The sequence below is a fragment of the Hyphococcus flavus genome (genome assembly GCF_028748065.1).
Taxonomy (GTDB): Bacteria; Pseudomonadota; Alphaproteobacteria; order Caulobacterales; family Parvularculaceae; genus Hyphococcus; species Hyphococcus flavus.
The window spans coordinates 3,301,152-3,315,860 of the sequence record NZ_CP118166.1 but is presented as its reverse complement, the minus strand read 5'-3'; the positions used below and the strand labels follow the sequence as shown (position 1 = coordinate 3,315,860).

Below are 14,709 nucleotides of genomic sequence, written 5' to 3'. Positions count from 1 at the left end.
ATGATTGCTGTCAGTGTTTTCGGAATATCTGAGGGAACAGTTGGACTAGGCGAGGCGGATCTTATTCGCGGCGCATTAGCGGGTGCGTTTATCGTCGCCATGGCGTTTCTGGCGGGCTACGCCGCCATTCGCAGAAGCGGGCTTGCGGTTTGCGCACTGGTCATGGTCGCCGCGGCGGCAGCCCTGGAACTTTCCTGGCTTGGTTTTTTCTCCGGCTTATCTTCTGAAGGCGTGGTGATGCTTCAGGCGCTGTTTGCCGCCGGGGCGATTGTTTTCCTTTCAGCTTCCGTTGGCGCGGCCCGTTACAATGCGTTGCTTGGCGGCGTGATGTTCACGGCCGCTCTCGTTCTTGGCGGGATGGGTGTAATCAACTTCTTCGACCGCATTGACCTCGCGCCTTTGATGCGCATGGCGTTAATCGGCGTCGGCGGCTTTGCCGTTATACTGGCGGCTCTTCAGTCATTGCGGGGCGATAACGGCGCACGGCTTGTGCTGCCGGGTGTCGCGCTCGCCGCCGCCGCGCCGGTCCTTGGTCTTTTCGGGGGCGAGTCCGCCGCTGTCGCCGTCGCCTCTCACGGACTTTTCACCCTTGGCGTTATTTCCGCCAGTATCGTGGCGCTGACCGAGAGCGGCGCGCCTGCGCTGTCGGGTGTTGTAACGTCGGAGAGCCTTGGCTTTCACTCCAATCAAAATTTTGAAGGTCGAGCTCAACATAGCGCAACTACCGAACGAGCCGAAATTGTGCTCGACAGCCAGATAGCGCGCGTTCTCGATTACTCCGGCGTTGGCATCTGGGACTGGAGCCCGCAATCAGTAGATCAAACGCCGTCGCTGCCATCGCTTCTTGGGGCGGATTCAAGTGCGCCGTTTACGCCGGACGCTCTCAGAAATTTCATTCATGCCGATGACGCAGCACGGTTTGACTCAGAGGTCTTGTCACCGCTCGATGGCCCGTTCGACTCCAGTTTGAAACTTTTCGACGGGCGGTTGATCAGAATTCGCGGGGCGCGCGCAGCCAACGAGGAATCCGGTCAGCTTGAACGCTTGGTTGCGTTTGTCGAGCCAGTGGTTTCTGGCGCCTCGTCAAACGGCGTAAATGAAACAAGTCTGCGTTCGGCGACAGAAGCTGCAATCGTGCCATCGGCGTCTGGTCACATGACGGCGAAACTGTCTGCGGCGCTTGAAAAGGGCGATATTGTTGCAGCGTTCCAGCCGATCGTGACGCTCGATAATGAAAAGGTTGCAGGGTACGAAGCACTGGCCCGTTGGCGCGATCAGCAGGATGGCGCGGATGAAGGCCCGGAACTGTTCGTGAAAGCCGCAGAACGCGCCGGGCAGGGCGGTGCGCTTGCTAATACCATGCTGCAACAGGCTGCGGCGTTTCTTTCGGATGCATTGCAGAAAGAAAAACGCAAAGATCTGTTTGTCGCGATGAATGTCTCATGGGGTCAAATTCGCGAAGACGGTTTTCTCGAAGCCGTCCGTGACGTTGTTTCAAAATATGATCTGCCGAAACATTCGCTCGTGCTCGAGCTAACCGAGGCGGATGCAATCTCTGACGTCAAACTTGCAGCAAACGTCTTCAAGAAATTGAAAAATACTGGCGTTGCATTGGCGTTTGACGATTTCGGGTCGGGTTTTACCTGCCTGTCCAATCTTAGAAAATATAACTTCGACTTTCTGAAAATCGACAAATCGTTTACCGGCGATCTCGATTCCGGCGGCGACGGCGCAAAGATTGTCAATGCGCTCGTATCGCTTGGAAAAGATCTTGGCCTAAAAGTCATCGTCGAAGGCGTCGAATCTAAACATGCCGCGCAAAAAGCCAAACAGATGGGTTGCGCCTACGGGCAGGGATTTCAGTTCGGCAAACCAGTGATGACTGAAACGCCTGAAATCAAATCTGAAAAAGTTTCTGAGACCCAATCATTATCACCAAAAGCGCCCGAAGATGTCGCGGTCGCTGACAAACTGAAATTATTAGCCGCCTCTCCGCTCGATCGGGAAGCGCAACCGCAAACAGGTGAAACGGCGGTTGACGTGCAAGAGCCAGCCCCCGCAGAAGACAGCGCCGAATTCTCAGAAACGGAAAAACCATTCGAACGTAAGATCGAAGTGGATTTCAGCGGCGGCGGCGAAAACGACGTGCTTGATCGCAAACACAATCGCTGGCGATTGTTTGGCGGAGAAAGCCAGTAGCGTTGTCACGCAGAGGCATACTAATTTAGCGGTTCACCATCGTCGCGGGCTGACGACCATTCTCGTGACAGCATCGCGCTCGTCACCCCGAGTTTAGAGAGCGCGCGTTTCCAAACGGACTCTTGTGCGCCATTAAAAATGATTTCTTCATCCGCATCGCAATGAGCCCAGGCATTCATTGAAATTTCCTGTTCGAGCTGACCTGGACCCCAACCGGCGTGACCAATGGCGAGCAAATACTTTCGCGGCGCGGCGCGTTTAGGCTCATCGCCGGCGATATCGACGAGAATGTCACGGCTCGCCGTCAGTCCGAAATGATCGTCCAACGCCAGCGTCGTCTCGATCTTATAGTCGAGCGTATGAAGGACGAGGCCGCGTTCCGTTTGAACAGGCCCGCCAAAATAAACCGGCGTTTCATCCGCCCCAGGTTGAGGTTCAATCTTTAGCTGCTCAAGAAGTTCAGCGAGATCAACATCGTCTAGCGGCTTGTTGACGATCACGCCCATGGCGTGTTCTTCATCATGGGCGCAGACCAGAATGACGGATCGGTCAAACCGCGGATCGCCCATATTCGGCATGGCGATTAGGATTTGGCCTTCCAAAAAGTCCTGCTCGCTATTTTCGCGTTCGTGATCGGCCTCTGTCATATCTATGAGAAAGTAAGGTGCAGCTAAGGGCTATGCAAGCCGTGCTGATGCGTGGAAACAGGTGGACTGAGCCGGTTCATAGCCCTACAACGCGCCCACGTTTCAAAAATTATGGAGGATCCCTATGAGCATATCTGTTGGTGATAAAATACCGAACGTAAAAGTCATGCTGGCGACGGCCGAGGGACCTCAGGAAGCGGAAACCGGCGCACTATTTGGGGGCGGAAAAGTTGCGCTATTCTCCGTGCCTGGCGCTTTTACCCCGACATGTTCCGCCAAGCATCTTCCCGGCTTTGTTGAAAAGTCTGAGGAGTTTAAATCAAAAGGCGTTGATAAGATTGTTTGCATGTCCGTGAACGACGCTTTCGTCATGGATGCATGGGGCAAGGATCAAAATGCCGGCGGCAAGGTTGAGATGATGGCTGACGGAAATGGCGATTTCGCTCGTGCGCTTGGATTGACTATGGACGGCAAAGGCTTCGGCATGGGCGAGCGTTCACAGCGGTTTTCAGCGGTTATTGAAGATGGCGTCGTTAAGCATTTGAATGTTGAACAACCAGGCGCGTTCGACGTTTCGAGCGCTGACCACATGCTTGGACAACTTTAAACCTATCTTCTCACACGGCGGTTCTAGGAAAATTTCTGAGCCGCCGTGCTGGCGAGCGTGTCTGCTCGTTCGTTGCCCGCGTGTCCGGCATGACCTTTGACCCAGCGCCAGTCGATTTCACGGTTCTGGATTAGCGCGTCGAGGGTTTCCCACAGATCCCGGTTTTTGACGGGCTTTTTGGCGGATGTCTTCCAGCCATTGCGTTTCCAACCGTGGATCCAGGTCGTGATGCCGTTTTTTACGTATTGGCTGTCTGTGTGCAAGATGATCGGGCGGTCAGCCGACGTCGCTTCCAGCGCCTGAATAGCCGCCAGCAGTTCCATACGGTTATTGGTTGTGTTTTCTTCCCCGCCGCTGAGCTCGTGTTCCTCTTTAGCGTCCACGATAAGAACGCCCCATCCGCCAGGACCGGGATTGCCGAGACACGCGCCGTCAGTGAAGACTTCGATCATGGTAACATCCAGAAAAGAAAAAGTTAGCTTGCAAGGCGTAACGCCGGTTTGAAGACGATGTTTTCTTTTGCTGTTTCGACCGATTCTATTTTGATTGGCCTCTTTTTCGCGAGTGTCGTCAAAAAAGCTTCCACCAGCTCTTCCGGTGCAGATGCGCCAGCGCTGACGCCGATTGATCGGGCGGCATCACATAGAGACCAGTCAAACGAGTCCGCGCCATCCGTCAGGACTGCTTTTGCTGAGCCCGCTGCAAGCGCTGTCTCAACAAGCCGGACTGAATTAGACGAAGTTTCCGATCCAATGACAACAAAGAGATCGGTTCCCGGCGCTGTAGCTTTTACCGCCGCCTGCCGGTTCGACGTTGCGTAACAGATATCTTCTTTCGCAGGTCCCGCAATATCGGGAAAGCGGCTTTTCAACACGTCAATGATGCCCCGGGTTTCATCAACCGATAAGGTAGTCTGCGTTACATAAGCGAGGGGAGCATCAGGAAGGGATACCTTAGATGCTTCATCTTCGGTTTCAATCAGCGTGATACTGCCGCCATCAGGGGCCTGGCCCATGGTGCCGATAACTTCAGGATGACCGGCATGGCCTATGAGAATGACATGGCGGCCCGCGGCGATGTGACGGCGTGTCTGATTGTGGACCTTCAAAACCAGCGGACAGGTTGCATCTATTTTAACCAAATGCCGACTGTCGGCTTTTTGATGTGCGGATATTGGCGCCCCGTGGGCGGAAAACACAACGGGCCGGTCCGAGGGCACCTCGTCTAGTGATTCGACGAACACGGCTCCCATGGCGGCAAGCCGGGACACCACGTGAACATTGTGGACGATTTCGTGGCGCACAAATACAGGCCTGCCATATTGCGACAGCGTATCCTCAACAGTCCTGATGGCGCGTTCGACACCAGCGCAAAAACCGCGTGGAGACGCCAATCTCACAGTTAAAATGGATAGGTCGTCAGTGGCTTGGGGGCGAGGCGCTGTCATGTCCTGGCCGCTCTCCTTCATTGCCTGGCTGCCGGGCTCCCTCAGGCGTTGCGCCACAAGCGGCGAGACGCTACGAGAACCGCTTGAACATGTAAGGACGCCAGCGCGGCGGCTACAAGGCGGCGTTAAGGCGATTTCATGATTGAATATAAGGGTTCGCGTCCATGAACAAACTCCTCGCACCAGCGCTAATCGCCGCAGCCGCATCAGCCTGTGCATCGTCTGACGAATATCGCGCCTCGCAGGAGGCCAATCCGGCGCCATGTCCGAATATTGTCGTTCTTAGCGAAGCTGCCCGGTTCATCGATTTCGAGGGGCAGCAAGCAGCCGAAAATATCACCTACTCAGGAGAGATCGTCGATGTCGGCAGCGCCTGCCGCTATTACACGGACAACCCAATCGAAATGGAAGTGTCCATTGATCTCGCCTTCGGCCGTGGCCCCAAGGCGACCGACAATCAGAAAGTTTTCAAGTACTTTGTCGCCGTTACCCGCACGAATTCCGAAGTGATCGCCAAAAAAGAATTCGCTGTTCCGATTGAATGGGATGACGATGAAGACGTTCAGGTTAAACGCGTCGATGTAGATGAAATTGTTATTCCGCGCAGAGATGAGAATATCTCCGGTTTGAATTTCGAAGTTATTGTCGGTTTTGCGGTAACGCCTGAACAGGCGATCTATAATCGTTCCGGCAAAAGCTTGAAATTTCCGAATATAAAATGACCTTAAAGGATCAGTTGTCGAAACTCGTTGGCGAAGCATTCGTCAGCGAAGGCCTTGCGGCTGAGCTTGGCGCTGTAAAACCCGCTGATCGGCCGGATCTTGCGCAGTTTCAATGCAACGGCGCACTCGCAGCAGCGAAAGCAGCAAAGAAAAACCCGCGAGAGATCGCTGAAGCGATCAAGGCGCGTTTGAGTAAAGCCGCGCAATTCTCTGAAATCATGGTGGCGGGCCCAGGTTTTATCAACCTGAAGCTTGCTGACGACTATCTTGCGGCAAGTCTTGAAGAGGGCGGTGAATGGAAAAAGCCTGCGCCTGAAAAAATTGTAATTGACTATGGCGGCGCCAATGTCGCCAAGCCCCTGCATGTCGGTCACTTGCGCGCTGCGATTATCGGCGAGAGCCTTAAACGCATTTGCCGTTTTGTTGGAGACGATGTCACCGGCGATGTTCATCTTGGCGATTGGGGCCTGCAGATGGGCCAGCTTATCTCTGAGCTTGAAATCTGCCAGCCAGAGCTTGCGTTTTTCGAAGAAGGGGCTGCGGGACCGTTTCCATCGGCGCCGCCAATCACGCTCGCTGACCTGGAAGAGATGTATCCGTTGGCGTCAGCCGCCTGCAAGGAAGATCCCGCGCGGGCTGACTTGGCCCGTAAGGCGACGAAAGCGCTGCAAGCGGGGAGACCGGGCTATCGCGCGCTGTGGCGGCGCTTTGTAGACCTTTCCGTCGAAGCCATGCGCAAGGACTATGACGACCTCGGCGTTGAGTTTGATCTTTGGAAAGGTGAGGCGGATGCTGACCCGCTCATTCCGGAGTTAACGCAAGATCTGTCCAAGCGGGGAGTAATAGAAGAATCTGACGGCGCGCAGATCATCCGTGTGGCTCGCGACGACGACAAGAAAGAGATGCCGCCGATCATTTTCCTGAATTCTCAGGGCGCGGTGGGGTATCACGCGACTGATATCGCTACCATCGTCGATCGGAAACGAGAGCTGGCCCCTGATCGCATTCTGTATGTTGTCGATGCCCGCCAGCGGCTGCATTTTGAACAGGTGTTCCGGGCGGTCGATCTCGCGGGTTACTTTCCAGAAGAAAAGCTGGAGCATTTGTGGTTCGGCACCATGAACGGCAAAGACGGAAAGCCGTTCAAGACCCGCGCGGGCGGCACGCTCAAGCTTCGCGATTTCATCGATATGGTGACAGAAAAGGCCCTTGAGCGCCTGTCGGAGAATGGTTTTGCCGAGGATTTCGACGAGAAAGAGACACTCGATGTCGCCAGAAAAGTGGGCGTGGCCGCGCTGAAATTCGCCGATCTCTCAAACCCGCGAACGAGTGATTACATCTTTGACCTTGACCGGTTCATGGCTTTTGAAGGCAAAACCGGGCCGTATCTGCTCTATGCCAGCGTCAGGGTTCGCTCAATCGTCGCCAAGGTGCAGGCTGCAAACGCCGGCGAGCCAGGTCCTGTGTCTATCCATGCGCCGGAAGAACGCGACCTTGTGCTAATGCTGTTGAATTTCGGGGATGCCCTGCGCGAGGCTTATCAAAAGCGTATGCCGCATATCCTGTGTGATTACGCCTTCCAGCTCGCGCAGGCGTTTTCAAAATTCTATGCCGCTTGCCGCATCATAGATGAGGCTGACGCAGCGATCCGCGCTTCAAGGTTGTCGCTGGCGATCATGGTGGGGGAGAGGCTGGGCCTATTGCTCGATCTGCTTGGCCTCGAAGCGCCAGAGCGGATGTGACGCTATAACTTTACCTGCATAAATGTGTGGCCGTTCGCGCACACTTTTCAACGCATTTCAGGCGAGCTGTGGCGTCCGTATCCGGAGGATTTGCCCCATGGCTTTTAAGCCTTTGCTTTAAACGCCTTTATTTTCCACACGAGCGTCGGCAGGCCGAAATGCCAAAACGTCGCAGAAATTTAAAGAAAACCGCTCCGTATTGTCATCTGTTTGTCATCTCCTTTACCTAAGGCCTGTCGCGTATTGAGCCGCAATGGGGTTGCGGCATCTTTGTTCCAGCTTGGGGATTTCACACATGAAACTTTCGAACACGCTTTCCGCTGGCGTAGCGGCGATCGCGCTAACAACGGCCTTTTCGACCGTTGTCGCACCGACGCCTGCGCACGCCCAGCAAACAACATCTGAAATTCGTGGCTCGGTACTGCTACCTAGCGGTGCTCCGGCTGCAGGTGCACAGGTCATGGTCATTGATACACGGACCGGTGCAACGAGGACCTTGACGACCGATGACAATGGCTCCTTTGCTGCGCGCGGGTTGCCAGTCGGCGGTCCTTACACAGTGACGACATCATTGAGCGGTTATCAATCCCAGCGATTTGAGAATATTCGAGCAAACCTTGGCTCTTCTACATCCTTGACGTTCAATTTGAGTTCTGCCGCTGCGGGTGCAGACCAGATTATCGTTACAGCGACACGCTCGAACGTTTCTGAATTAGCGATTGGTCCAAGCGCTTCGTTCGACCTTGATACCCTCGAATCCCTTCCATCCATCGACCGCGACATTCGCGACGTAATCCGTCTCGATCCACGCGTTACGATTGATGAGAACAACAATGATTCCATTAGCTGCCTTGGCGGCAACTTCCGTTCCAACTCTTTCACGATCGATGGTGTTCGCAATGCAGACGGTTTCGGTCTGAACGACTCTGGTTTTCCGAACCGTAATAACCTGCCTATTCCATTTGACGCTGTTCGCGAGACATCTGTCGAGTTTTCTCCGTTCGATGTTGAGTATGGCCAGTTTTCCGGTTGTAACATCAACGTTGTTACCAAGGCCGGCACCAATGAATTTCATGGCGGCGCATTCGGCGTTTTCAATAATGGTGACTTAACTGGCGAAACGATCGATGGAAATACAGTTCGGTCTGGTGAGTTTAAAGATTGGAACTGGGGCGCATCACTTGGTGGGCCGATCATCAAAGACCGCCTCTGGTTCTTTGGCGCTTACGAAGAAGTGCAGGATGGTGGTTCTACTGTCGATACCGGCCCCCTCGGCGCGGGCTTCGCCAACGAACTAGACTACCTGCCGGAGAGCGTTGCCAATGATATCGCAAATACGCTCCAGACAGTTTATGGCCGTGATGCGATGGGCTTTGCCCGAAACCTTCCCGACAAAAGCCGTCGTATTCTTGGTCGGGTAGACTGGGCAATCAATGATGATCATCGTCTTGAGCTAACCTACTCACGGCTTCGCGAACTGCGTCAGGATCCTGATGACCTCGGATTTGATGCTGATTTCACGTTCTTCGACAACTTTGAAAACGAGGGTACGAATAGCGAGAACTATTCAGCTCGCCTGTTTTCACAATGGACGGATAATTTTTCTACTGAAATCCGTGTCTCTCGACTCGATGTTGAAGATATTCAAGGCCCTGTGGGTGGCGGTGAAGCGCAAGATGGAAATCCAAAACCACGGATTCTCATTGAAAACATCATGAATAATGGTGACACTGGTGCGGTTCTTTCTGGCCCTGGCTTCTTCCGCTCCGCGAATGACCTGCAAACCCAGCTTGATCAGATCAAGTTCAAAGCTGATTGGGTCACAGGTCGCCACACATTGACAGCAGGTATCGAGGTTGATCAGTTTGATGTCTTCAACCTCTTCGTACCCGATGCGACCGGAACGATCACTTTCGACTCACTTGCAGACTTTGAAGCTGGTCTTGCGTCTGAGATTACTGGTAGCGGTTCCTTCACCGGCGACATTAATGATGCAGCAGCTGAATTCCGCCGCACCATCTACACGGCTTACGTTCAGGATGAGATTCAGGTCACAGACGACCTGATTGCTACCGTTGGTCTGCGTTACGACTATTATGGTTCAGACGACGACCCAAGGTTTAACCCAGTATTCTTCCAGAAATACGGCTTTTCCAACACCAAGGCTTTTGACGGGCTAGATATCATTCAACCGCGTTTCGGTGTGAACTATGATGCCGGCGAAACAATATTTGGTGAAACGCAGTTCCGTGGGGGCGTAGGCGTATTCTCTGGCGGTGACCCAAGTGTTTGGTTCGCCAACAACTACCAGAACTTTGGCGGCGCCATTGGTTCGGGTAACTCGGGTAACCCAGCTTGTAACATGTCTGACTTACAAGTTGTTTCGGGTGGTACGTTCACGGGCATTCCTGCCTGCATCACTTCACAGCAAATTGCCGAAGCTACGCAAAACGGAGCGGCAGTGAACGCAGTGGACCCGAATTTCAAACTGCCATCAGTTCTTCGTTACAACGTTGGTCTGTCGCACTACACCAACTTTACCGGCGGTGGCGGCTTCTTCGACGACTGGAATGTTCAGATCGATTTCATACGTTCTGAACTGAAAAACCCGACTGATTGGGTTAACCTCCAGTTGACTCCGACAAGTGAGGTAGCGCCTGATGGTCGTCCGATTATCAACAACGTTAATCCGCTTAACGCGGGTTGCGACGCGACATTCCTCGGTATCCGCCAGGGTTTTGCAGGGTCGGATCTTTCCGATAGCGGTCTGTGTGACTCTGGATTCACTGATGAGGATATCCTACTCACCAACGCAATTGGCGATGGCGGCTTTACGCAAAATATTTCGGCCGCGTTCGCTAAGCGTTTCGAATACAACCTTGGCAATAGCCCAGGCGCGTTCGACTTTATGGTAGGTTATGCCTATTCAACTGCTGAAGTCGTTAACCCAAGTAACAGCTCGACGGCTGGCTCTAGCTTTGAAGAAGTTGCCGTGGTCACACCGAACCAGGCTTTCCTCGCGCCGTCACAGTTCGTGAACAATCATAACTTCACGATGGCGGCTCGGTTCAGTCAGGAGTTCATTAAAGACTATCCGACCCGGTTGAATATCTTCTTCAATGCACGTTCCGGCAATCGCTTTAGCTACGTGTTCCAAGATGATGCTGATGACTTCTTGGGCGATAGTGATGATGAAGCACGCCGCCTTCTTTACGTGCCGACAGGTCCAAGCGATCCGCTGATCGATACGTCCATGCTAAGTGCGGCTGATGTTGATGCACTCTTCGCGTTCTTGGATTCAAGCGGCCTGAGCGAATATGCGGGACAGATCGCACCGCGTAACGCATTTAAAGATCCGTGGTTCAAAGACATGGATATCCGGATTTCGCAGGATATTCCTGGTTTCTTTGGCAGCGACAGGTTCCAGGTTTTCGTAGATATCGAGAATGCGCTTAATCTGATTGACGATGGCATGAACGTCTTTGAGCGTTGGGATCGCGGCAATGTGGCTGAAGGCGTTGAGGTCTATGAGCTCGGCGGTATCTCCGGCGGCCAGTACATTATCAGCGCATTCGAAGATCCGGAACTCCAGCAGGAAGTTAACCCTTCTGTTTGGGCGGTTCAGTTCGGCGTTCGCTACGACTTCTAATCCCTCTGGTTAGAGTATGGTGGGAAGAGGCGGCCTTCGGGCCGCCTTTTTCTTTATACGGCGTCGCTTCTATCAGCGGGCTCATTCGGGTTGTGGATAAACAATCCGGCAAGGACCAGGACCCCTGCTATAACGCCGTAGGCGATAAAGATCGGCGAGAACGATCCAAAAATATCGCCGGTGACGCCTGTCAGCGTCGGCCCCAGCATGGCGACAGTGGCGAACAGGTTCATGGCGCCCAAAATCGCCGGAGAGTTTTTAAGGCCGAAATATTCGATTTGCAGAACGGTCGTTGCAAACAGGATCATGCCGAACGCGTAGCCTTCGAAAACCGCAAAAAGAATCGCTGTCGCGGGATCGGAGGCCATTGAAAGCGCGATCATGCCGATTGCTTCTGCTGCGAGCCCGCTCAGCAGGAGGTAACGGGCGCGAATGACCTTCACCGCGATGCCGCCGGCGGCGCGCGCAAGCGCATTGGATGCAGCGTGGAGGCTCAGCATGGCGCTGGCGAAACCGGCGGAAAGGCCTAGGCCGGTTAGGTGGGTGACCGCCCAGCTTGAGACGGAAACGCCGCAAAAATAGGCCGCCATCAAGGCGCCGCCGATAACGTAAAAAGCCGGAGATCGCAGCGCCTGAGCGACGGTCCAGTCTCGGGCAGGCGCTTCGGCGCCGCGCGCGGCGGGCTGCGTTTTATCATCGTCGCTTTCCGCGTTTTCGAGCAAACGGCGATCAGCAAAAACCAGAAACAGAACCGTCAGAACGACGACGAAAATTAAAGTCAGCTTCCAGAAAAGCCGCCAGTCAGCGCCGCTTTCGAGAATGCCATTGGCGATGAGCGGTCCGGCGACGCCGCCAAAACCACCGGCGGCGAGATACGTTCCGATCATGAAATTGCGGGATTTTTTAGTGACTGTTTGCGAGACGACGAACACGCTCGGCACATTCGCCAGCAACGCGAAACCGGCGCCGAGAAACGATGCCGCCGCCAGATAGAGCATAAGCCCTTTCGTCACGGCTAGCATGACGAAGCCGGACGCCATTAAAAAACCGCCAAGGGCGTAATTGCCGCGCAGGCCAAGCCGTTTGAGGCTGGTGGCGGCGACCGGACTGAACAATCCGGTAAAAAGCGCGAGCGCGGTGAAACCGAAACCGGCCTCGGTCCAGCTCCATTCAAGCTCGCTGATCATGGCAGGCAACACCACCCCGAGAGACGCGAATGTCGATGCCGTGATATGGAAAAAGATCAGACTAAGAATGATAAACAGGGCTGCCGCCCGAAAATTTATGAACACCACGCGCTCCTAAAACTGTGCTGTAAGAGTGACGGAGAATTCGCGCCCGCGGCCGGGGAGGGCGCCGACTTCCTCATAGACATTCTGCACCGGGATGAAATGGCGTTTATCGAAAAGGTTATCGATGTTGACGATCAGCGACAGGTTGCGGAATTCGTAAAAGAACGCCGCCTTTGCGAGAATATAGTCGGGCAGGGTGACGGCGCCGTCAATTTTTCCGCCTGTCTCGCCCACATAAACAACGCCTGCCGATGCGCCAAAGGAGCCGACATCGGTGTACGGGCCAGTATAGGTGAGAAACCCTGAGGCGAGCCATTCCGGGGCCGTATTGCGAACGTATCCATCCTGAAGCTCCGCCAGGCAAGACGCGTTCAGCGCCGCGAAGAGACCGCCATAACCGTCAAAGGGTGAAACGCCAGCGCGTACTGGCGGGATAACGACAAATTCCCCGTTTCCGGAGCCGCATTGTCCTGGCGCGCTGACTTCAGTTTGTTGCCAGGTGACCGCACCGTTGAGGCTGAAGGCGTCGCTAAGAAGATAACGCAGCTCTCCTTCAACTCCTTTTGATTGTTCCTCATCGAGATTGCCGAACGGGTCCTGTCGGGTTCGGTTTTGATCGTAAAAAGCGAGCGAGCCTACAAGATCGCGGCGTTTTATTTTCAATCCGGCTTCGAAAAGGTCGGAATCCGCCACAAAGTTTCCCTGCGCGATCCGGTCGACTTCAATGCCGCCGCCGTCGTTTGTTTCGAGCGCATTGTTTTCAGCGTAGGTTCCATAGAATGAGAGCCAGTCGAGCGCGTCATATCGCAGGGAGAATTCATAGCTTGGCGTGAATTCATCGGCTTCGAACTGCGTGAAGCCAAGGCCAGGATCGAAAATCGTCGCGCCCGTATTAATCGATGAGGCGGAAAACCGGTCGAGCCGCAAACTGGCGAGCAAATGAAACCGATCCGTTAGCGCGACGTCATTCGCCGTAAAAAAGGCGAGATCGGTCCAGCGGCTATCAAGATCGGTGTCCCAGTCGATGCCGTTCGGCTCCACGGAGAAAGGATCGTCGAAAATATCATTGCCCGCCGGTCCAACGGTCAGATCGCGCCGGTCAAGGACAAGATAGCCTGACAGAAAAGTCTGACGGGTCGTGTTGTCATAGGACCGCCATGACGCGCCGAATATTGAATCAATAACGACCGGTCCGATGTTCCAGCCGAACGCATAACTGCCGCGCAGTTCGTAAACATCCGAAATATACTCAGCCGCAAAACCGTAACTTTGATAAAGCGCGCTTTCCATCGAGTCGAAAAAGCCTTGTATGCGAAGCTCGCCATTGCCGGCGGACCATCCGAGATCGGCATAGGCAGTTAAGGTCTCGGCGTCGGCGATATCGTTATTGGAAATAAAAACGGTGCGCGCGCTGAGGGTTCCCGTTCCGACGCCGGTATCGAGTTCGAAAGCCGGAGCGGGAAAGACGCCAAAATCGACGAATTGCCGGATGTTGGATGTGCCGAAGAAAGACCCTACAGCGGCGTCTACTTCATCAGGCGTCAGCTTGCCGTCTCCATTCAGGTCGGCAAGATCAGTGTCGCGGCCAGTGATGTAAACGCCGTTGTCAATCAGGTCTTGCGTTACGCGGTTCCAGCCTGGCGTTTGCTTGTAGCCGTTTGAGGAAAAAAAAGCGCCGCCAAGCTCCATCTCGATATTATCGCCGGCGAGCGTGAACGCCGATTGCACCAGGGTTCGTTCAGGCTCAATGCCGCGATAAAAACTGTCTGAATTTTCGTATTCGGCATGGGCGTAAAGGCCTGCGTCATAGCCGCCAAGGTCAAATGCGATACCGCCATCGCCGCGGATAATGCGCTTGTTATAGGACCCAAGCGTTCCGCTTAGTGAAAGCAAATGACCTTCATCGCGAACTTCCTTCGCGGTTCGGGCGGTGAGCGGCGTGATATTCAACAGCCCGCCGACACGGCCCGCACCGTAAATCGCCGGGGTCGGTCCCTTGACGATTTCGATCCGCTCGCTCGCGCCAAGCGGCGTCGGAAACGTGCCGGGGTTTTCTACCCGCTTGAAGCCACGAAAGTATGTGTCCGCACGGTTGCCGCGTAATGACACAGCCCCCGGCACGCCAAAAAAACTGCCCGTAAAGGTTCCCGGCGCAAAAGCGGCGAGATCATCGACCGTCTCGATGCTGAACCTTTCGATGGTTGCATCGCTGATGACATTTACTGATCGCGGCGCTTCTGCATAAGAGAGGTCAAGTCCCATGACCGCCCGGCTTTCTTCAAGCTCAATAAGCTCCAGCGGGTCGGCGACGACGATGATCTCATCTACAGGCTGTGTCTGCCCATGCGCCTGCGCAACCAAAACGCAACCAATGCTCAAGCCGAACAATAACTCTTTACGCATC

The 14,709-nt window shown here is 54.4% G+C and carries 10 protein-coding genes; 5 read left to right on the top strand and 5 right to left on the bottom strand.

What is annotated here, in order from left to right:
• A complete protein-coding gene (locus tag PUV54_RS15805) occupies window positions 1–2,199 on the top strand; it encodes an EAL domain-containing protein (protein WP_274493304.1) in 2,199 nt (732 codons plus the stop codon).
• A gap of 20 nt (window positions 2,200–2,219) precedes the next feature.
• Here PUV54_RS15805 and PUV54_RS15800 read toward each other — a convergent pair whose 3' ends face one another.
• Window positions 2,220–2,846 carry a YqgE/AlgH family protein gene (locus PUV54_RS15800; RefSeq protein ID WP_274493303.1) on the bottom strand — a complete coding sequence of 209 codons (627 nt, stop codon included), beginning with the start codon at window positions 2,844–2,846 and terminating at the stop codon, window positions 2,220–2,222.
• A gap of 124 nt (window positions 2,847–2,970) precedes the next feature.
• Between PUV54_RS15800 and PUV54_RS15795 the strand changes: the two genes are divergently transcribed.
• Entirely contained in the window at window positions 2,971–3,453 is a 483-nt protein-coding gene (locus PUV54_RS15795) for a peroxiredoxin (protein ID WP_274493302.1), read from the top strand.
• A gap of 23 nt (window positions 3,454–3,476) precedes the next feature.
• On the opposite strand, the gene rnhA is transcribed toward PUV54_RS15795, so the two are convergent.
• Both rnhA and ispH read right to left on the bottom strand, forming a co-directional pair.
• Window positions 3,477–3,905, bottom strand: a complete 429-nt coding sequence (gene rnhA / locus PUV54_RS15790; RefSeq protein WP_274493301.1) for a ribonuclease HI — start codon at window positions 3,903–3,905, stop codon at window positions 3,477–3,479.
• 23 nt (window positions 3,906–3,928) lie between these two features.
• Entirely contained in the window at window positions 3,929–4,900 is a 972-nt protein-coding gene (gene ispH / locus PUV54_RS15785) for a 4-hydroxy-3-methylbut-2-enyl diphosphate reductase (protein WP_274493300.1), read from the bottom strand.
• Window positions 4,901–5,064: 164 nt separating this feature from the next.
• Here ispH and PUV54_RS15780 point away from each other — a divergent pair, with 164 nt between their 5' ends.
• The 3 genes from PUV54_RS15780 to PUV54_RS15770 all read left to right on the top strand — a co-directional run bounded on the left by PUV54_RS15780 (window position 5,065) and on the right by PUV54_RS15770 (window position 11,013).
• Window positions 5,065–5,622 carry a hypothetical protein gene (locus tag PUV54_RS15780; protein ID WP_274493299.1) on the top strand — a complete coding sequence of 186 codons (558 nt, stop codon included), beginning with the start codon at window positions 5,065–5,067 and terminating at the stop codon, window positions 5,620–5,622.
• Window positions 5,619–7,364: an arginine--tRNA ligase gene (gene argS, locus PUV54_RS15775; RefSeq protein ID WP_274493298.1), complete on the top strand. Its 1,746-nt coding sequence runs from the start codon at window positions 5,619–5,621 to the stop codon at window positions 7,362–7,364. Before PUV54_RS15780 ends, argS begins: the two co-directional genes overlap by 4 nt.
• A 295-nt stretch (window positions 7,365–7,659) precedes the next feature.
• Window positions 7,660–11,013, top strand: a complete 3,354-nt coding sequence (locus PUV54_RS15770) for a TonB-dependent receptor (protein WP_274493297.1) — start codon at window positions 7,660–7,662, stop codon at window positions 11,011–11,013.
• A gap of 53 nt (window positions 11,014–11,066) precedes the next feature.
• Here PUV54_RS15770 and PUV54_RS15765 read toward each other — a convergent pair whose 3' ends face one another.
• Window positions 11,067–12,305 (bottom strand): MFS transporter, encoded by a 1,239-nt coding sequence (locus PUV54_RS15765; protein WP_274493296.1) that lies wholly within the window; start codon window positions 12,303–12,305, stop codon window positions 11,067–11,069.
• 9 nt (window positions 12,306–12,314) lie between these two features.
• Window positions 12,315–14,708 carry a TonB-dependent siderophore receptor gene (locus PUV54_RS15760; RefSeq protein ID WP_274493295.1) on the bottom strand — a complete coding sequence of 798 codons (2,394 nt, stop codon included), beginning with the start codon at window positions 14,706–14,708 and terminating at the stop codon, window positions 12,315–12,317.
• Window position 14,709 lies beyond the last annotated feature (1 nt).